Genomic DNA, 18,941 nt, shown 5'->3' with positions numbered 1-18,941 from the left:
AGTGTCTTTTTCATCTATAAAATTAACAGAACTTGTCGAGAAAGTGGGGAATATCCCTGTAAATTTGTTTAATTTGCTATCTCTAATGGAGCATAAAACTAATGTTCCACTTAATACTGATTGGCTGATTTTTAAGGAAAATGACGATACTGTTCTCTTGGAAACAATATTTAAAGAGTACGGCACTAATACCAGCTTACAAAATGTGTTTGATTATTTATTGGAGTGCGAATCTACTTATTCAAATCTTTTATCCAGTTATCTAACACAATATCGGGATCAAAATAGAAGTAATGACGACCTTTTTAACAAGTATGGGTATAATTTAAAAAATTTAAAACAAGAGCCATGTCTTCATCGAGAGCAAGAACAAGAACTTATAAAAATTTGTCTTAAACGGAATTATAAAAATAATATCATGCTCATTGGTGAGCCTGGAGTAGGGAAAACTTTTCTTATTGCATCAATTGCTCATGTCCTAAACCTGGATATTTATTACATAGACATTAGCAGCATACTCTCTGGCTCTAAGTATCGCGGTGAATTTGAAAAAAAATTTCACAATATTCTTAATGAAGCGTTAACTCACAAGAAAATTTTATTTTTTGATGAGGCTCATACGATATTAAATACGGGAAATTCTGATGGTGGGATATCCGGCGCTGACATATTAAAGCCCTATCTTATGCGAGCAGACTTTCAAATGATAGGAGCAACTACAATTGACGAAGCAGCTATATTTGTTAATGACAAAGCTTTTGAAAGACGTTTTAATTTTATCCAACTCGACGAACTAACTGTAGCAAATACAAAAGAGATTATAAAAAGTAAGCATCAGCAAATTGTTGATTGGGATCCTCTCCTGATAGATAAGATTTTTTTATATTTAGACAATACGTTCAAAAATAGAAATTACCCCGATAAGGCTCTCGATTTTTTTGATTTTTATTTTTCTGGTGAACAATTATCTTCGTTTAAAATAGATGAAATAGAAAAAGTATTCAGTCTTTTTAATCGCATGAATAATATGTTAGCCTAAGTTAGGTTCATAAATGCGATTATTCTACAGGCTATTAATCTATACCATATTATTTTCAAGCATCAGAATGTTAGTGGGTGGTTATTCCTCTTTATATTTAACAACACATGGATTATCTATTGCGGATATTTCCTTTTTAAAGGCGTTTCAAGGAATAGTAATTGTACTTATTCAAATTCCAGCAGGAGTGATCATTGATAAGTGTAATAATCGATTTCCTTTTATTCTAATTTCAATTTTCCTTGCAGCCATATGGATGTTTTTAACTGCTATAGGAAATACAGCCCTCACCTTCTTTATAGCAGAATTTTTTAATGGGTTATCTTTGGCAATTTTTAATGCCGTGATGTTGCCTATCTTAGTTGAAACTTATTCATATGAAACAGGAAAAGATGATTATAATTACACCTTAGGGAAATTTTTTAAGTATCAGAATTTATTAATGGTAATTTCTGTGCTTTTAGGCAGTGTTTTTGTAACAGTGGAATCTAGATATGTTTGGTTTGCTGCTGCTTTTATTTTAACAACAATAGGGCTATTTTCGCTCTTAGCTAATGATCTGAAGAAATTTAATGTCATTATCTCAAAAAGTCCACCACAGAATAAAACAAAAATACATTTCAAGAATTTATTTAGTGTACTGAAAGTTGAAAACATTATTATTTTATTTATTGCTAATATTTCACTGGTTACTGTGTTTCAAATTTTAGCTCAGTTTTGGCAGGTGATCGTTTATGATTATTTAGGTGAACATACTTCTGAGGCAATAGTTTATGGGTTTGTTTTTGCCATCATTTTGGTGTTTCAAGCACTAGCATCATTCTTTGCTGAAAAGAAAAGCTCACTAAAAATAAGCTTGTTATTTATGGCTTTTTTCGTTGCGGCTACAAGCTATCTCATCGTACATAACGGAAATGAAATCTATAAAACAATCTCTATTATCCTGTTTCTTTCTTGTTTTATCTTATTTAAATATCCTTCTATTATTATCAGTGCATTATTGCATAAAAATATCACCAATGACATTAGAGCAACTTTTGATTCATTAATTAGTACACTTTCAATGTTGGTATCAATCGGTGCATTTTATGTCATTGGAATTTTACTCAATAACTTTGGAAATAAGGTAATTATTTTATCCTTGATACTTTTAATGATGACAAGTTTTTTTAGTACATTCTTATATGTGATTAAAACAAGATATAGCTTAAGAACTAATTTAGTAACGAGTTCTTAGATAACCATTCCTTCTAATAAGCTCACTGTTTCTTCCATAGGATTAATCTCTGCTAAACAGCTATAAGGCATTACCCACATTGGATCGGAGTGACCAAAGTCCATATTAACTACTACAGAAACTTGGGGTAGCTGATATTCTTCAAATATGTCCAAGATAGCTTTTCCATAGTCCTTAAATTGTGGTGCTAAGATATGCTGACCACCAGGTTTACTGAATAAAATACCTGCAATTTTAGCCAGTATCCCTTGTGCAGCTAAATTTCTTAAGAAACGTTTTAAAAACAATGGCGCCACACCTTCTTCGGAGGTTTCTAAGAAAAGAATACAGCCATCCCAAATATCTAATGAAGGCCAGATTTCAGTGGCATTGATAAATTGTAAAACTTCAACACATCCTCCTAATAAACGTCCTTGAACTATTTTGTCAGTGCATCCAATAAACTCCCATTTCATTTTGGGTTCAAGTTTTCTTTGAATCTGTTGATTAGAAGGTTTTTGCCAATCTAAATATTCCTTGGTCCACCCTTCACTTGGTTTAGGAATAGCACCTATTTTATGTGTTGAAAAAAAGCTTTTTTTTATCGCGCTGACTGTATACTTATGCATTGCTACATTTTCTGCAAAACCGGTCATTACTGAAGTACCATAAAAACTCGCGATACCTGCTTTTAAACAAATAAAATGTAAAACAGTACTGTCTGAATAACCTAAAACTATTTTTGGATTTTTACGGATGATTTCAAAGTCAATGTAAGGTAATAGCCTTATGGCATCATCTCCGCCAATCGTTGAGAAAATTCCCTTAATGGTTGGGTCTAAAAACGCCTGCATTAAATCTTCAGCTCGAGCTTTAGGGTTTTGATATATCCAATCTGCATCTTTTAATGCATGGGGCATTTCAACAACTTCTAATCCGAAAACAGATTCAAGTCGTTGTTTGCCCACTTCATAACGATAAGGAAAGGTACCTGGACCACCCCATGAAGCACTGATCACTGCAATTTTATCTCCAGGATTAAGTTTTTTAGGACGGATTAATTGTTGCATGGCTTTATCCTCTAGGAAGTTAACTTTTCGTTGTGATCATTAGTTTTTTCAGTTTTGGTTAGCTCTATTGGGTCAAGATGGTATACATGGGTACTAGATAATATTACTTCTTCATGATTGTGATTCGGTCCGTTAAATTGAACATAGTATTCTCCAACGCGCCATAACACATTTACATTCTTGATAGAAAATACTTTATCTTTGGAATTACATTCAATATTAAGATTTTTCTTCTTAAAAATTTGACAACCGATATCATCAACACCAATTGAAACATTTTCAATTGCACCAAATTTATAGACGCGTACAATTTTTTTGGAGAGCACCCCAAATCCATCAAAACAAAGTAATGAAAAGAGAATCACAACAGTCGATACAGTTATTATCCAAGAGCTTGCTCGCCAGTTCTTTATTAATGGCATCAAGCCTACTCCAGACAAAAATATTAATGTAAATATAAAAAAATATGAAAGTGTCTCTTCCTTAATAAATGAGAATTTTATTAACATAAGGGTTGGAAGTAACAGACAAATTCCAGGTATGATTGAAGCTCCATAAATTTTTTAAAATTAGAAAATACTTGGAGTTGCTCCAAGTATTTTTCGACTTTTTATTCTTTGGGACCTCGTCATTATTTTTATTATTGAATAGATAAAGGCTCTTCATCATACTGCCAAACAAAAAATAGGCTCCTAAAATCCAAGATGGCATATAAAATATAATTAGCAATGAAAGATATACAGCGATAATTGAACATACATAATAAAAGAACAATCTTTGTCGTGCTTTGCCTGTTAAGTTAATAAAATCATTTTTTCCGGAATTTATAAAAGCATCTGTTTCTTCTTTAAAAATAAGGTCGCATATTTCCTTTTTTTTAAGTAACTCCATCCATAGATAAGGACCAAAATTAAATGGCAGTACCATTACTATAAAAATCCATATACCTAAGCAAGCTACTACTATTGCTAAATAAGCAAAAGAATATAAATCTACTATGGGGAAAAATTGGATATTAAAAAATAAATATTTAAAGTTATAAAACCAATAAATAAAGAAAGTTCAAGTCCCAGTTTGGTCAGGTTTCTAATTTCATTTGTTTTTTTTAACATCTTACTTAATCCTTTAAGCTCAGGTGCGGCTAGCATTTATACACAAATAAGGTTCATTGAGGCTATGAATCATTAGCACAATATTTGAATTATGCTTCTTCATGCTGTTTTTCTGGGTTATTAACAAGACTTACTGCTAGGGGTTTACGAAAAGCAAATAACTCAACTAATCCTTTTCTAATTATTGCTTGCTCAGAATCCAAATACCCATGGGCTACTGGTGAATAGGCTCCTTTTTTCAATAAAACTTCATCGAATTCATAATTTAATAATTTCGACATTTCAAAAAGCATTTTAACCAATTTTTCTAGTATTTCATTTGTCCATATTTTTTGCTCTATTTCACCTGCATCTTTAGGGAATGAATTAAGATGATCGCGATAGTTATTCCAGCTCTGCATAATAGATTTATCTTTATAGAAGGCAACATCTATTTTATTCAAAGCGCAAACATGCTCAAAGGACAATGGTTGAGCTCGAGTTTCCATTAGAGTATTAAATATATCCTCTTTTCTGCGTTTTTTATCCGAAAGATTGTCCAGAGTTTTTTGCACTTGTAATGCAATTAAAGGGGATAAGAGAATGGCCAAAATATTAAATACATCACACACGAACCGCTACTCCTTAGCTCATGAAGATAGACATCTTTTCTACATTGCTTCTACATGAAAATTTCTAACTTCGGTGGGATTTTGATAACTACTTGATTTAATTGGCTCCCCGGACAAGACTCGAACTTGTGACCTAATGATTAACAGTCATCCGCTCTACCGACTGAGCTACCGGGGAAGATGGGCGAATCTTAAAACGATTCTTCGTAGTGGTCAAGAGTATTTTGCAATAATTTTTTTAATCTTTTGGTTTTTGTTCATTTGTTTTTCAACTAGAAAAATATCCGTCTAGTTTTGGGCTGTTGGCGTCTGGTAACGTAAAGAAGGGGGCGGATTTGTCATTGCCCTTAAGTTTAGGAAATAGTGTAGGGTACAATTGCTCGTGCTAAACGAAGTGGGGCGCTGCGCTTTGTTGTTGGGCTTCGCAAGCGGAGCATCAACCATTGAATGTGAACAACCCCCGGGATAAGGATAGCTTACCCCGGGGCTGTTCAATTTGCTAAATTAACGGCAGAAGCGTTCTAGTCGGTCTAATGCGTCTTTTAAAATTTCCATGCTGGTGGCAAAAGATAAGCGGATGCAGCCTTCGCTACCAAAAGCAGAGCCGGGTACCAGGGCAACGCCTGCTTCGCTTAATAGTTTTTCTGAAAACTCTAAGTCATTGGCATAACCGCGTTTTTCAATGATGGCTTGTACGCTTGGGAAAATATAAAACGTACCGTCGGCTGGGATTACTTCAACTCCAGGGATGTTCAGTAATCTATCGGCGACGTAGTCATGGCGTTGGTGGAAGGCTTCAACCATCGCTAAAACACTTTCATTGCCGCCATTTAATGCGGCTACCGCAGCTCTTTGCGCGATTGAGCATGGGTTTGAGGTTGATTGCGATTGAATGGTTTTCATGGCATTCATCAGTGGTGCTGGGCCTGCGGCATAACCAATGCGCCAGCCAGTCATCGCGTAAGCTTTGGAAACTCCGTTTAAGACAACCGTGCGCTCGTATAACTCAGGGCAGGCATTAAGAATATTAACAAAAGATTGGCTCCACAGGATATGCTCGTACATGTCATCGGTGGCCACGACGATTTGTGGGTGTTTCTTCAGTACTTCGCCGAGCGATTTTAATTCATCCATGGTGTAAGCAACACCTGATGGGTTGGATGGGCTGTTTAAGAAGATCATGCGGGTTTTGGGGGTGATTGCTGCTTCTAATTGTTGTGCATTAATTTTATAGCGTTGTGCTGGTGTTGTTGAAATAATTACGGGAATTCCGTCGGCTAATAACACCATATCAGGGTAAGAAACCCAATAAGGTGCGGGAATAATGACCTCATCACCAGGATTTAATAGGGCTTGGCAGAGGTTGTAACAGCTTTGTTTGCCACCAACAGAAACCAAAATTTGATTGGCTTGATAGTCAAAATCATTATCTCTTTTGAATTTATTTTTAATCGCTTCTTTTAATTCAGGAATGCCATCTACAGCAGTGTATTTAGTGTGGCCTTGGTTAATAGCAAGAATCGCTGCTTCCTTGATGTACACAGGGGTGTCAAAATCAGGCTCACCGGTGCCTAAGTTAATGACGTCGTGGCCTTGAGCACGCATTTGTGTAGCTTTTGCTGCTACAGCCAGAGTTGGTGAAGGCTTAACTTTTTGCACGCGTTTTGCTAATGCGATATCCATTTGTTGCTCCTATGAGATATACTTAGTAGATTATGAAAGATCTGTTCAAAATTTATTCCAATTTTCAGCCTGCTGGTGACCAGCCTACTGCGATTGCCTCATTAATTGATGGCTTGAAATCCGGCTTGGCCAAACAAACCCTGTTGGGGGTTACTGGTTCGGGTAAGACGTTTACCATCGCCCATGTGATTCAGGCCATGCGTAGGCCGACCTTAATCATGGCGCCAAACAAAACGCTTGCTGCACAGCTTTATGGCGAATTTAAAGCTTTTTTTCCTGATAATGCAGTGGAATATTTTGTTTCCTACTATGATTATTATCAGCCAGAAGCTTATGTGCCTTCGTCTGATACGTTCATTGAAAAGGATTCATCCATCAATGAACATATAGAGCAAATGCGTTTGTCCGCAACCAAAGCCTTAATTGAGCGTAAAGATGCAATTATTGTTGCAACGGTTTCCGCCATTTATGGTTTGGGCGACCCTGATTCCTACCTGCGTATGGTATTACATCTTTCTCGCGGAGAACACACCGGGCAGCGTAAAATTTTGCAGCGCCTTGCTGAAATGCAATACACCCGGACGAATATGTCTTTGGAGCGGGGGCAATTTCGGGTGCATGGTGATGTTATTGATATTTTTCCTGCCGATTCTGAGCGCGAAGCCATTCGTATTGAATTGTTTGATGATGAAGTGGAAAATATTGCCCAATTTGATCCCCTAACTGGGGAAGTCGCGCAACGATTGCCGCGGGTAACCATTTTTCCCAAAACCCATTATGTGACGCCACGGGAACGTATTTTAGAAACCATCGATTGGGTGAAAGAAGAACTGCACGAGCGTTTAGCCGAGTTTAACGCGCAAAATAAACTGGTCGAAGCACAGCGCTTAGAGCAGCGCACTTATTTTGATATTGAAATGATGCTGGAGCTTGGTTATTGCTCGGGTATTGAAAACTATTCACGTTATTTGTCGGCGCGTAGTGCAGGTCAGGCGCCACCGACCTTATTTGATTATTTACCGCCAGAAGCCTTATTAGTTATCGATGAATCGCATGTGACCATCCCGCAAATTGGTGCTATGTACAAAGGCGATCGTTCACGCAAGGAAACCTTAGTGCAATACGGTTTTCGCCTGCCCTCGGCCTTGGACAATCGACCACTGCGTTTTGAGGAGTTTGAAGAACGCTCTCCACAAACCATTTATATTTCTGCAACACCAGGTCCTTATGAAAAAGAACATGCGGATAATGTGGCTGAACAAGTAGTACGTCCTACTGGCTTAGTTGACCCCGAAGTAGAAATTCGGCCGGTACGCACCCAAGTCGATGATTTAATGTCTGAAGCGCGTCAGGTTATTCAACAAGGTGGGCGAGTGTTGGTAACGACTTTAACCAAACGCATGGCGGAAGATTTAACCGATTATTTGAATGAGCATGGCATTAAAGTACGTTATTTGCATTCTGATGTGGATACCGTTGAACGGGTAGAAATTATTCGTGATTTGCGCCTGGGGGTGTTTGATGTATTGGTCGGGATTAATTTATTACGCGAAGGTTTAGATATGCCCGAGGTGGTTCTGGTTGCCATTTTAGATGCGGATAAGGAGGGTTTTTTACGTTCCGATCGCTCTTTAATTCAAACCATAGGCCGTGCGGCGCGCAATGTCAATGGCCGGGCTATTTTGTATGCGGATAAAGTCACCGGCTCCATGCAACGGGCTTTGGATGAAACGAGTCGTAGGCGCGACAAACAAAGAGCCTTTAATGAAACCCATGGTATTACTCCGAAAGGGATTAATAAGTCCGTCGCAGATATTATGGAAGCGGCTTATATTGGCAAACGTAAAGACGTGGTTGCAGAACCCATACCCGAATATGCGCATTGGTCAACACAGGAATTGGTAAAACACATTAATACTTTAGAAAAACAAATGTATATGCATGCAAAAAATATGGAATTTGAAGCGGCCGCTAAGGTTCGTGATCAGTATTTACTATTGAAAGAGCTATTGCTAAAAGGTAGCCCGACAGGCATGGATTTTGAACCCTGAGGTTCAAGTGGGGGGCGGATGAATCGGTTCAGGCTTCCCACTCAGGGCGGGCTTGCACAACGCCGAATTCAGGATGCTTCCCATGCTGTTAGCATTGGTTCGAAAATCACTCGCCATCGGGTTAATGTGATTATAGCATTCACATCTTGATCAAAGTCAAGGTAAGTTGTTTGCTCGCATCGATATTTTTTAATATAGATACAGACATCCGCATCAATAATGCGGTTTGGTGTCTAAAATGAATAGCATTTTGCTCCTTATTCAGTCAAAACCGCTTGCATGAACACGACAAATTATCTTTAACTAACGAGGAATATTATGGTTGCAACTGCATCAAACATGCTGCCACTAGGTAGCAAGGCACCGGATTTTACTTTAATTGATACGCGCACCGGGCAATTAGTCTCGCTTGCAGAAAGCAAATCGGCGCTGGCAACTGTGATTATGTTTTTATCCAACCATTGCCCTTATGTAAAACATGTACAGCCAAAATTAGTTGAGCTGGCGGCAATGTATCAGCCGAAGGGCATTGCCTTTATTGCCATTAGTGCCAATGATGTGGCGAAATATCCTGCCGATGCCCCAGAGTTAATGCGTGTTGAAGCGGAGCTGGCTCATTATTCCTTTCCTTATTTATATGATGAAAGTCAGGACGTTGCTAAGGCATATAAAGCCGCGTGCACGCCGGATTTTTATATTTTTGATAAAGATTTACTCTGTGTTTATCGTGGTTGTTTGGATGAGTCGACGCCAGGCAATCATAAGCCGTTGACGGGCGTATATTTACGTGATGCTTTGGATTGCATCCTGGCGGGCAAGCCTGTGGAGGCGGAGCAAAAGCCAAGCATTGGTTGTAATATTAAGTGGAAGTAATCGGTAATAATGTAGGTTGGGTCAAATGCTCCAACCTACCGTTAGGGCAATGATTCACTGCATTAAAAGTGCTCTGGATCAGCCCTTTCCCCAAAAGTGCGATAACTTTCTGGTATATAGGGGCCGAGCAATTGTCCTGGGGATAGGTAATCGTAAATATGATCGAAGGGTTTCACTTCTTGCACGCTGGTACGTCGCATAATATGGCTTGGTTTTAAGTCACTCGGGTTGCAAAGGCCTAATGCACCTACCATTTCTAAAAAGCTTTTCATGGTATTTTTATGGAAATTAGCAACATGTTGTTTTTTCTCATTGACGACTAAACCGTATTGTAAGCGTTTGCTTTGGGTGGCAATGCCCGTTGGACAGGTATTGGTATTACACTGCTTCGTTTGTAAACAGCCAGTGGCCAGCATCATCGCTCTTGCGCTATTACACATATCCGCACCGAGGGCAATGTTGGTTAGCAAATCAAAACCATTGGTTACTTTACCACTGCAGATAATACGGATTTTATCGCGTAAATTAACACCGACTAAGGCATTATGGACAAAGACTAATCCGGCTTCTAAGGGCGTACCAATAAAATTGGCATATTCTACTGGGGCGGCTCCAGTGCCGCCTTCGGCACCATCAACGGTAATAAAATCCGGTAAGATCTTGGTTTGCAGCATGGCTTTACAAATGGCCAAAAACTCATCCCGACGACCTAAGCATAATTTAAAGCCTATTGGCTTACCATGAGAGAGGTCGCGCAATCTTTTGATAAAATAAAGTAAACCTATAGGGCTATCAAAAGCGGTGTGTGCTAGCGGCGATAAGACATCTTTACCCATGGGGACTTTTCTGACTTTGGCGATTTCTTCAGTGAGTTTGGCTGCTGGTAAGATGCCTCCATGCGAGGGTTTTGCGCCTTGTGACAGTTTAATTTCTATCATTTTTACTTCATTACGATTGGCTTCGATGGCAAATTCCTGGTCGTTAAAATGGCCCTCCGCGTCACGACAGCCGAAATAGGCGGTCCCAATTTGAAAAATAATATCGCCACCTTGCAGATGGTACGTGCTTAAACCGCCTTCGCCGGTATTTTGGGCAAAGCCGCCAAGCATCGCCCCTTTATTCATCGCCATAATGGCTTTTCCTGATAAGGCACCAAAACTCATAGCGGAAATATTAAGCCGGGAAGCACTATAGGGTTGCAGGCAATCAGGCCCCCCGACCGTAATTCGTGGCTCGACTTCTGATGCGTGTTTTGGCGCTAAAGAATGAAGTGCCCAGGTATAGCCGACGCTTAAAATATCCCGTTCCGTACCAAAAGGGATGGTGTCACGGGTATTTTTGGCACGCTCATAAACAAGGGAGCGTGTTTCTCGATTAAAGGGCAGTTCACTTTCATCGGTGGCGATGAAATACTGTTGGATCTCCGGGCGCAGAAATTCTAAAAAATAGCGCACATGGCCTAAAACTGGAAAGTTACGTAAAATCGTATGCTTTTTCTGCACCAAATCATAAACCCATAAGAGGATGACAGGGATTAAAAAAGCAATGAACCATTGCATGCTGTGCAGCATCGTGAACAGTGCCAGCATGATGAGCAAGATGATTCCAAACCCTAGATACCATTGGCGTCTCATTGATTAAATCCTTTTAAAGAGGTTGGGCCTTTGTGGCCCAGCGCGTTAAGTTCTTGCGGCAGTTGCTTCCAGTTCACCATTAACCATTTTATTAATTTTACTTTCTAATGACGTAATAAATTGGTTTACTTGATGATGTTGCTGTGCTTGTTGGGTTTTACACAAGACTAATTCATGACTAATATCGAGCGCAGCCAGCAATAATGAATGAAAATCATCTAATTGCTTTGCTTTCTTTTTATTGAGCATGATTTGGCTATTTAGCTTTTGTGCGGCTAATAATAAATTAGCTTCTTCGCCTTCAGGACATTTAAGCTCATAGGATTTATTTAATAATTTAACAGTACACGATTTCATTTGGCTCATGGTAAGGTCTTCACAGGTCGATAACTTTGAAGTAAATAGTAACAATTTTGCTGGTAAGCAGCAAATAGTCAGGTGAACCATTGCATTAAATCGGTTATCATGAGTCATTTTTTTATAAATGAGTTAACTATGTCTGCAGAAAATGAACACTTGTCTTTACCTGATTATGATGGTTTTGTTGATGCAATCGCTTTTTTATCCTTACCTGTATCTGCCAGTTCATTACATGGAATGATGTGTGGTTATCTTTGTGCGGGTGCGGACACGCAAGGTGAGTCTTATCTACGTGCTTTATTGAATAATAAAAAGGATGAGCAAAGTCGTAATGCGGTTTTGGCCATGTTTGAAGTTTTTTCTATTAGCCAGCAACAAATTACCCATTTTGATTTTGAGTTTCAAATGCTGCTTCCGGATGAACACGAATCATTGATTGAGCGGGCGCAGGCCTTTAGTGAATGGTGTGAAGGCTTTACGCAAGCCCTAACTTTATCAGGCGTAAGTATGGATCAATTCTATGAAGAAGAAGCGCAAGATGCCTTACAGCATATGATTGAATTTGCGGAACTTGATTGTGATACTTTGGATGTTGATGATGAAGATGAACGTGCATTGATGGAGGTAAGCGAATATGCCCGTATGGCTGTAATTCGCTTGCATGGTGATTTAAAATTAAATGAAAGAGAGCGCGGTGGTTCTGACTTAACTCATTAATAAGGACGTTGATATGATTACTCAGCAAGAATATCAGGCACGTAGAAAGAACTTGGCACAGCAATTACCTGCAGGCAGCGTTGCCATTATTGCTGCGACACATGAAGCATTGAGGAATGGTGATGCGTATTATCGTTTTCGCCAGGACAGTAATTTTTATTATTTGACTGGGTTTAATGAGCCAGATGCTTTATTAGTGCTGATTGCCGGCTCAGATGCGCAGAGTATTTTATTCAATCGTCCACGTAATCCTGGCGAAGAGCAGTGGACAGGAAAACGTTTAGGACAAGAAGGTGCTCTGAATGAATTAGGCATGCACGCGGCATTTCCAGTAAGCAGTATTGCGGAAGAATTACCCAAGTTACTGCTGGGAAAAGCGGCCATTTATTATGCGGTGGCACGTAATCCCGAATTAGAAAAAATCATCATGAAGGCTTTAGTGGCAATTAAAGGTCAGGTCCGGCGTGGAATCAAAGCTCCTGACTGTTTATGTGATCTAGAACCATTATTGGGTGAAATGCGCTTAATTAAAAGCGATGCCGAGCTGGATTTAATGCGTCAAGCAGCACGTATTTCAGTAGATGCGCACCTGCGGGCGATGCGCCAATGCAAGCATTTGCAGCATGAATATGAGTTAGAGGCGGAGCTGACTTATGAATTTAGTCGTCAAGGGTGCCGTAGTGTTGCCTATGATCCCATTGTTGGTGGTGGCGAAAATGCCTGTGTTTTGCATTATACCGAAAACAATCAACCTTTAGGTCAAGGTGAGCTAGTTCTCATCGATGCCGGGGGCGAATATGAAAACTATGCGGCGGACATTACGCGTGTATTTCCGGTAAGTGGTACATTCAGCGCAGAGCAAAAAAGTATCTATGAATTAGTGCTTAAATCGCAAAAAGCAGGGATTGCCTTGATTAAGCCCGGGCTGCCTTGGAATGCGGTGCAACAAGCTATAGTACGTATTTTAACAGCTGGTTTATGTGAATTGGGTATTTTGCGTGGGGATGTCGACGAATTAATTACTAATGAGGCTTATAAGCCATTTTATATGCATAATTCTGGCCATTGGTTGGGTTTGGATGTACATGATAGCGGCCTGTATAAAATTAATGGTGAATGGCGTTCTTTAGAGCCAGGAATGGTTTTAACCGTGGAACCTGGTTTGTACATCAGTGCTAATATGCCGGGCGTTGATCCACGCTGGTGGGGTATTGGTGTTCGTATTGAAGATGATGTGGCGGTGACAGCGAATGGTCATGAAGTGTTGACTGCTGCTTTACCGGTTGATGTATCTGCTATTGAGGCGTTAATGCGTGGTTAATAAAGAAATAGATATCCTGATTGTTGGTGGGGGCTTAACTGGTGCAACGCTAATGCTGGCTTTGCAAGGATTAGGGTTTAGTACTTTGTTGGTTGATGCCCAGCCTTTGGATACTAAGATTGATCCTGATTTTGATGCACGTTCCTTGGCCCTTTCACCAGCCAGTCGGCGCATTTTAGCTATGCTTGGTGTATGGACGCACTTGCAGGAACATGCAACGCCGATCGATCTTATTCATGTTTCAGAGCAGCATCATTTTGGTGCTTCGCGCTTGCATGGGCAGGTTGATGCGCCATTAGGCTATGTTGTTGAAATGCAACACATTAATCGAGCCTTACAGCAATTAGTCGCTGCACAGCAAATTTTAGCGCCAGCAGCCGTACACGCCGTGGATCTGGCCGCATCCTCTGTAACCGTTACTACGGCTGCGGGCGAGATGACGATTACGGCACGCTTAATCGTTGCTGCCGATGGCGCTCATTCGGCCGTACGTCGTTTTTGTGCCCTCCCCGCACAAACTAAACTGTATCAGCAACAGGCAATTGTGGCCAATATTGGCTTAGTGAATCCACATGGAGGACACGCTTATGAACGTTTTACGGCGCATGGTCCTTTGGCTTTGTTACCGATGCAAGGGAACCGCATGTCTTTAGTTTGGGCCATGCCACCCACAGAAGCCGAACAATTAATGTCTTTAACGGAGGTAGAGTTTCTTTGTCGCTTACAACAGACTTTTGGTTATCGTTTAGGACGTTTTACTAAAGTCGGCAAGCGTTTTTCTTTTCCTTTGCAACAAGTTTTAATGCCACAACAAGTAAAAGGATCCGTGGTATTTGTGGGGAATGCCGCCCATACTTTGCACCCGGTAGCTGGGCAAGGATTTAATTTAGGGCTTAGAGATGTTGCTACTTTAGCACAATGTATTGCTGCACAAGGATTAAATGCCAGCATGTTGCAGCAGTATGTGCAATTACGCGCCCATGATCAAAAAATGATTGCGTGTTTAACCGACGGTTTAATCAGTGTATTTACTAGCCGTTTGCCCGGCCTGGGTTTTGCACGTGGATTGGGCTTAGTGGCTCTGGATAATATTCCCGCGCTAAAGAATCTTTTAGCTCGTTATGCCCGTGGTTTTGGTGGTGTCATTCCTGATTTGGTTTGTGAAATCGCTTTGACGGAAAAATAATCGATGCAGGAACAGAGGTAAACAGCATGAACTTGGAATTTGAGGTACTGGTACTCGGTGGCGGTATTGTTGGTTTAAGCGCCGCATTAGCGATGGCGCAGCGTGGTTATCGTGTAGCCATTATCGATGCCGGTTCATTAACCGTGGATACTTCTCGTCCTGATGCACGCGTCTATGCCATCAATTACGCCTCGCAGACTTTGCTACAGCAAGTAGGTGCTTGGCAGCGGGTGGATCCCCAGCACCTTGCCCCCTATCAGCACATGCATGTCTGGGATGCTGTCAATGGGGCGCATATTGATTTTGATTCACGCTCTGTTGCTGCACCGTATTTGGGGGTGATTATTGAAGAGGCAATTCTCAAGCTGGCTTTATTGCAACAAGTTGCGCAGCAAGCAAATATTAGTTTATTTCCAGACTGTTGTGTCGATGCAGTACATCCTGACCTGCATCATGTGCAGGTTTGCAGCCAGCAACAGGTTTGGGAAGGGCAGTTATTAATGATTGCTGATGGGGCTAATTCCCCTGCGCGGCAAAAACTCAAAGTAGAATTAACCAGTTGGCCTTATAAACAACAAGCCATAGTCGCGACCGTTGCGGTTGAAAAAGCGCATCAACAAACGGCTTATCAAGTATTTAATCCAGATGGCCCCTTGGCTTTTTTACCGCTGGCTGATGCAAAGCAGTGTTCTATAGTATGGTCAACTACGCCCTTACAGGCGAAAAAATTATTGGACCTTGCTGATGATGAATTTAATGAAGTCTTAACCACGGCTTTTGCTCAAAAACTAGGGCAAGTGCAGGTTATTAGTAAGCGTTATCAGTTTCCCTTGCACATGCGCCATGTCAAACAATACTCAGGGAATCGTTGGTTATTGCTTGGTGATGCCGCGCATACCATTCACCCATTGGCAGGTCTTGGTTTAAATGTTGGTTTGGCCGATGTCGCGTCGTGGATTCATTGTTTGGATACTGCGCAAGGTGCGCTGGTCTCCAAAAAGGCATTGGGCGCTTACCAACGAGAACGCAAACATGCAGTGTGGCAAATTATCGCGTTAATGGAAGGGTTTAAACGTTTATTCAGTAATTCATTCATGCCCGTAGTTACTTTACGCGGTCTGGGTTTGGGATTTTGTAACCAATTTACCCCCTTAAAACGCTTATTTATTCAACATGCTCGCGGTCTGGTTGAGTAGCTCATATGGCCTGTTAACGCGCAAAGCTTTTACGACTAAAGGCAACTTTCTCAGCCACTGATTCATTGGGGTGTTCTTGGTGATGGGCTTCAATGGTTCGATAACGTTTTAAACCGCCTTCGCGATTGGCTATTTGAATATTCAAGCCCGGGCGGGCATTAAGCTCCAGCATTAAGGGGCCTTGGTCTTTATCCAAGACAATGTCGACACCGAGGTAGCCTAAACCAGTTAAATCATAACAACTGGAGGCAATTTCCAGGATTTGATTCCAGTAAGGCACTTCAATACCCACGATTGAATTTAGGGTATCGGGATGATAATCAATCATGTCATTATGGAAGACGCCACCTAGGGTTTTTCCGGTCGCCAGATCAACGCCAACCCCAATCGCTCCTTGGTGTAGATTGGCTTTACCTCCAGAGAGACGCGTAGGTAGGCGTACCATCGCCATCGCCGGATAGCCTAAGAGGGAAATGATGCGAATATCGGGAATACCTTCATAACTTACTTCAGCAAAAATCGGGTCGACTACTACCCTTTTTTCAATAATTGCATAATCTGATGAGCCACCGAGGCTATATGCTCCCGATAGTAAGCAGGAGAGATGGTAACTTAATTCCTGCGTCGTGGTTAATTTGCCATTAATTTGGCGGTAACGGCCATAAACCTTGTCTTTAAAAACCAAAATCCCATCACCACCCGAACCACGCGCTGGTTTAACGACAAAATCATTATAGGGGGCAAAAAGTTCTTCGATGGTTTTAATTTGCTGTTCTGTTTCGATGATTTCATATAATGGAGGAACAGCAATTCCTGCCTGTAGGGCTAGTTTTTTGGTTTTTAGTTTATCATCAACCAAAGGAAAGAGTTTTCTTGGATTATAACGTAATACAAAATCGGTATTCCGTTGATTAATACTTAAGATTCCATGGTCTTTTAAACGACGAAACAGACTAATCATTCTTCCTGCCTTGCAAAAGCTTTGAAGCGTTTTAATTCAAACAAGCGATAACCGCGATATTGTCCAAACCATAAAATCAGCGCTAAAAGCACTAATAGTAATTCAGGAAAGGCAAAGACTAAATATTGCAGTGGCTCATAACTCATGGCCCAATAGGAAATTACCGCGGCAACTAAACTACCGATGCCTGATTTGATGGCCTCTGCAGCGCCGCGCTCATCCCAAGTGATGCACATCCGTTCTATAGTCATGGTTAAAATGACCATGGGGAAGAGGGCGACGGATAAACCGGCATCTAAACCAAGATTTTGGCTGATCACGCTAATAAAAATCATTAACAAAACGACTACTGTCAGGATGGCGGCAAGCCTGGGTACCAGGAGCAGGCGTAATTGATCCAAATAAAAACGTGCCAAAAGTCCGAAAGAAACAATCGTTACAAAAAGACAGATTCCCCAAATAACATGAGTTTCTCGGAAAGCTAAAGCGATTAATACGGGCATAAAGGTCCCAAAGGTTTTGATGCCAATAAAATTGCGCAGAATGAGGATAATGAATGCGCCAATCGGTACGGTGAGAATAATTTTATAGATTGCTTGGACATTGACCGGGAGTTGCAGTAGGGAAAAACGTAAAAGTTGTGAATCCGCTTGTAAGCCACGTGATTTGGCTATGCTTAAGGCATTGATAGGGGTTGGTGACACCGTTAAATTAAATAAAGGCTTTTTGCCACCAACAATGTTAAAGACAGGCTCATTACCATATTGCCAGATGAGGAAGTCTTTTGGTAAGCCGGCACCGCCAGTTTTGGGATTTATGTAAATCCAACTTTTGTCGTTAAATACTGCTAAAAAGAATTTGAGTTCTGCTTTACTTTGCTGCGATAAATAAATGCCTTTGACAGGCACGGCCGAAATTTTTGAATGATTTAGGATTAAAATTGCCGCATTAATGATTTGCTCATCAGAGAAGTTATTGCCAGTTAACAGTTTGGCATTCCCGTCTTGTTTATTTAATTCTTTAATAGTGCTCTGGGCAAAGGTTTTAATATCTGCCGACGCTTGTCTTACCTGGTTGGTAATTGTTTCAACGGCTGATTTTTGACTTTCATCCAAAGGTTGGGATTTGATGGCTGGCGGCGTGCCTAATGGTGATTCATTGCCATCCGCTTGGCGAAAAATTGCGCGGTAATATAAGGATTGAGCGCCGTGTGCACGCCTGATTGACCACACTGTTTCACGGTTATCACCATTTAAGTTGGTGGTGACGCCATAGTTTCTGGAAACAAAATACTCATCGAGAATGGCGAAGTGGGGTGGTAAGTAAGGAATATTAAAACTGGCTTTAATCGGCGTATTTGGCTCAGCAACAAAACGTAAATTGGATTCAACCATCCAACTATTAATTGTTTCTGTATCCGTTAATGGCACATCAAGTGCTAGATGCCGATAGAGAAAAATACCGCTTCCCAAAATAAACAAGGTGAAGATAAGACCATAAATATGACGGGTATTGTTTTTCATTATTTCTTACTGCTCTGGGGTTTAACGGTAAAAGTAAGGGCAGGATTAACTGCGCCATTAAATGCAATAATAGCATCTCTACCTAATAGTATGGGGTAGAGGAAGCGTTTACGGTTGGTTAAATTAACTTTAATGGTTTTAATTTGATCGCCTAGTTGCAGGCTAAGCAGTACGACTGGACGTTTGATGGGGGCGTGTGGCAATACTTCAGAGCCATTTTCACCTGCACGCACTTTAATTTTTACGCGGCCTTTATATTCACACTCAAAAGTGTAGTCACCATTTTTTGTCGGAACAGTAAAACGAAGGTAGGGGACGCCTTTTATGGTAATTTCTGTAATGTTTGTTGCATGCAAGGATGCTGATTTGGCGCCCGTATCTAATTTGG

Annotated in this window: 16 protein-coding genes, 1 tRNA gene, 1 other RNA gene and 1 pseudogene; 8 read left to right on the top strand and 11 right to left on the bottom strand. The window is 40.6% G+C overall.

Features of this window, described 5'->3' with window-relative positions:
• Nucleotide 1 precedes the first annotated feature (1 nt).
• Together LDG_RS04945 and LDG_RS04940 are read left to right on the top strand one after the other, a co-directional pair.
• Nucleotides 2-1,039 carry an AAA family ATPase gene (locus LDG_RS04945; protein WP_006870076.1) on the top strand — a complete coding sequence of 346 codons (1,038 nt, stop codon included), beginning with the start codon at nucleotides 2-4 and terminating at the stop codon, nucleotides 1,037-1,039.
• 13 nt (nucleotides 1,040-1,052) lie between these two features.
• Nucleotides 1,053-2,276, top strand: a complete 1,224-nt coding sequence (locus tag LDG_RS04940; RefSeq protein WP_006870075.1) for an MFS transporter — start codon at nucleotides 1,053-1,055, stop codon at nucleotides 2,274-2,276.
• On the opposite strand, the gene LDG_RS04935 is transcribed toward LDG_RS04940, so the two are convergent.
• The 5 genes from LDG_RS04935 to LDG_RS04910 all read right to left on the bottom strand — a co-directional run bounded on the left by LDG_RS04935 (nucleotide 2,273) and on the right by LDG_RS04910 (nucleotide 6,731).
• A complete protein-coding gene (locus LDG_RS04935; protein WP_006870074.1) occupies nucleotides 2,273-3,325 on the bottom strand; it encodes a S66 family peptidase in 1,053 nt (350 codons plus the stop codon). The two genes, LDG_RS04940 and LDG_RS04935, sit on opposite strands and share 4 nt — an antisense overlap.
• 11 nt (nucleotides 3,326-3,336) lie before the next feature.
• Nucleotides 3,337-3,747 carry a hypothetical protein gene (locus tag LDG_RS04930; protein WP_040534513.1) on the bottom strand — a complete coding sequence of 137 codons (411 nt, stop codon included), beginning with the start codon at nucleotides 3,745-3,747 and terminating at the stop codon, nucleotides 3,337-3,339.
• Between the two features lie 779 nt (nucleotides 3,748-4,526).
• The gene (locus LDG_RS04920) at nucleotides 4,527-5,048 is read right to left on the bottom strand and encodes a DUF6680 family protein (RefSeq protein ID WP_006870070.1); all 522 of its coding nucleotides are present in this window, start codon (nucleotides 5,046-5,048) and stop codon (nucleotides 4,527-4,529) included.
• A gap of 102 nt (nucleotides 5,049-5,150) precedes the next feature.
• Nucleotides 5,151-5,226: transfer RNA gene (locus LDG_RS04915), tRNA-Asn, on the bottom strand.
• Nucleotides 5,227-5,552: 326 nt separating this feature from the next.
• The gene (locus tag LDG_RS04910) at nucleotides 5,553-6,731 is read right to left on the bottom strand and encodes a pyridoxal phosphate-dependent aminotransferase (protein WP_006870069.1); all 1,179 of its coding nucleotides are present in this window, start codon (nucleotides 6,729-6,731) and stop codon (nucleotides 5,553-5,555) included.
• 32 nt (nucleotides 6,732-6,763) lie between these two features.
• On the opposite strand from LDG_RS04910, the pseudogene uvrB reads away from it, so the two are divergent.
• Nucleotides 6,764-8,749 (top strand): annotated as a pseudogene (gene uvrB / locus LDG_RS04905) (excinuclease ABC subunit UvrB); the annotation flags it as partial.
• Here uvrB and ssrS read toward each other — a convergent pair.
• Nucleotides 8,749-8,908, bottom strand: a non-coding RNA gene (ssrS, locus tag LDG_RS18860) — 6S RNA. The pseudogene uvrB and the gene ssrS overlap by 1 nt on opposite strands.
• Nucleotides 8,909-9,100: 192 nt before the next feature.
• Between ssrS and LDG_RS04900 the strand changes: the two genes are divergently transcribed.
• Nucleotides 9,101-9,655, top strand: coding sequence for a thioredoxin family protein (locus tag LDG_RS04900; RefSeq protein WP_006870067.1), 555 nt, complete (start codon nucleotides 9,101-9,103; stop codon nucleotides 9,653-9,655).
• Nucleotides 9,656-9,717: 62 nt separating this feature from the next.
• Here the strand turns inward: LDG_RS04900 and LDG_RS04895 are convergent, their stop codons facing one another.
• Nucleotides 9,718-11,289, bottom strand: coding sequence for an FMN-binding glutamate synthase family protein (locus LDG_RS04895; RefSeq protein ID WP_040534511.1), 1,572 nt, complete (start codon nucleotides 11,287-11,289; stop codon nucleotides 9,718-9,720).
• A 45-nt stretch (nucleotides 11,290-11,334) separates the two neighbouring features.
• The gene (locus tag LDG_RS04890) at nucleotides 11,335-11,655 is read right to left on the bottom strand and encodes a cell division protein ZapA (RefSeq protein ID WP_040534509.1); all 321 of its coding nucleotides are present in this window, start codon (nucleotides 11,653-11,655) and stop codon (nucleotides 11,335-11,337) included.
• A gap of 129 nt (nucleotides 11,656-11,784) precedes the next feature.
• Here LDG_RS04890 and LDG_RS04885 point away from each other — a divergent pair, with 129 nt between their 5' ends.
• Genes LDG_RS04885 through LDG_RS04870 form a run of 4 tightly spaced genes read left to right on the top strand, consistent with a single transcriptional unit; the run spans nucleotide 11,785 to nucleotide 16,069 of the window.
• The gene (locus LDG_RS04885) at nucleotides 11,785-12,366 is read left to right on the top strand and encodes a UPF0149 family protein (protein WP_006870063.1); all 582 of its coding nucleotides are present in this window, start codon (nucleotides 11,785-11,787) and stop codon (nucleotides 12,364-12,366) included.
• A gap of 13 nt (nucleotides 12,367-12,379) precedes the next feature.
• A complete protein-coding gene (gene pepP, locus LDG_RS04880) occupies nucleotides 12,380-13,687 on the top strand; it encodes a Xaa-Pro aminopeptidase (protein ID WP_006870062.1) in 1,308 nt (435 codons plus the stop codon).
• On the top strand, nucleotides 13,680-14,873 hold the full coding sequence (gene ubiH, locus LDG_RS04875; RefSeq protein WP_006870061.1) for a 2-octaprenyl-6-methoxyphenyl hydroxylase: 1,194 nt from the start codon (nucleotides 13,680-13,682) through the stop codon (nucleotides 14,871-14,873). Before pepP ends, ubiH begins: the two co-directional genes overlap by 8 nt.
• Nucleotides 14,874-14,899: 26 nt before the next feature.
• Nucleotides 14,900-16,069 carry a UbiH/UbiF/VisC/COQ6 family ubiquinone biosynthesis hydroxylase gene (locus LDG_RS04870; protein WP_040534507.1) on the top strand — a complete coding sequence of 390 codons (1,170 nt, stop codon included), beginning with the start codon at nucleotides 14,900-14,902 and terminating at the stop codon, nucleotides 16,067-16,069.
• Nucleotides 16,070-16,082: 13 nt separating this feature from the next.
• Here LDG_RS04870 and LDG_RS04865 read toward each other — a convergent pair whose 3' ends face one another.
• From LDG_RS04865 to LDG_RS04855, 3 genes are all read right to left on the bottom strand, one after another.
• Entirely contained in the window at nucleotides 16,083-17,030 is a 948-nt protein-coding gene (locus LDG_RS04865) for an alpha-L-glutamate ligase-like protein (protein WP_006870059.1), read from the bottom strand.
• A complete protein-coding gene (locus tag LDG_RS04860; protein WP_006870058.1) occupies nucleotides 17,027-18,553 on the bottom strand; it encodes an inactive transglutaminase family protein in 1,527 nt (508 codons plus the stop codon). The genes LDG_RS04865 and LDG_RS04860 overlap by 4 nt, the downstream gene beginning before the upstream one ends.
• Nucleotides 18,553-18,941: ATP-dependent zinc protease family protein (locus LDG_RS04855; protein WP_148263509.1), on the bottom strand; the 389-nt coding region annotated here is incomplete at its 5' end. The genes LDG_RS04855 and LDG_RS04860, both read right to left, overlap by 1 nt.

Source organism: Legionella drancourtii LLAP12, from assembly GCF_000162755.2.
GTDB classification, from domain to species: Bacteria; Pseudomonadota; Gammaproteobacteria; order Legionellales; family Legionellaceae; genus Legionella; species Legionella drancourtii.
This window is presented reverse-complemented; position numbering and strand designations above follow the sequence as displayed.

Excerpts from the sequence above, each read along its gene's own strand:
- LDG_RS04930 (WP_040534513.1), bottom strand. The coding sequence starts at position 3,747 with ATGCCATTAATAAAGAACTGGCGAGCAAGCTCTTGGATAATAACTGTA.
- LDG_RS04910 (WP_006870069.1), bottom strand. The coding sequence starts at position 6,731 with ATGGATATCGCATTAGCAAAACGCGTGCAAAAAGTTAAGCCTTCACCA.
- LDG_RS04865 (WP_006870059.1), bottom strand. The coding sequence starts at position 17,030 with ATGATTAGTCTGTTTCGTCGTTTAAAAGACCATGGAATCTTAAGTATT.
- LDG_RS04940 (WP_006870075.1), top strand. The coding sequence starts at position 1,053 with ATGCGATTATTCTACAGGCTATTAATCTATACCATATTATTTTCAAGC.
- pepP (WP_006870062.1), top strand. The coding sequence starts at position 12,380 with ATGATTACTCAGCAAGAATATCAGGCACGTAGAAAGAACTTGGCACAG.
- LDG_RS04885 (WP_006870063.1), top strand. The coding sequence starts at position 11,785 with ATGTCTGCAGAAAATGAACACTTGTCTTTACCTGATTATGATGGTTTT.
- LDG_RS04890 (WP_040534509.1), bottom strand. The coding sequence starts at position 11,655 with ATGAGCCAAATGAAATCGTGTACTGTTAAATTATTAAATAAATCCTAT.
- LDG_RS04900 (WP_006870067.1), top strand. The coding sequence starts at position 9,101 with ATGGTTGCAACTGCATCAAACATGCTGCCACTAGGTAGCAAGGCACCG.
- LDG_RS04860 (WP_006870058.1), bottom strand. The coding sequence starts at position 18,553 with ATGAAAAACAATACCCGTCATATTTATGGTCTTATCTTCACCTTGTTT.
- LDG_RS04895 (WP_040534511.1), bottom strand. The coding sequence starts at position 11,289 with ATGAGACGCCAATGGTATCTAGGGTTTGGAATCATCTTGCTCATCATG.
- LDG_RS04870 (WP_040534507.1), top strand. The coding sequence starts at position 14,900 with ATGAACTTGGAATTTGAGGTACTGGTACTCGGTGGCGGTATTGTTGGT.
- LDG_RS04935 (WP_006870074.1), bottom strand. The coding sequence starts at position 3,325 with ATGCAACAATTAATCCGTCCTAAAAAACTTAATCCTGGAGATAAAATT.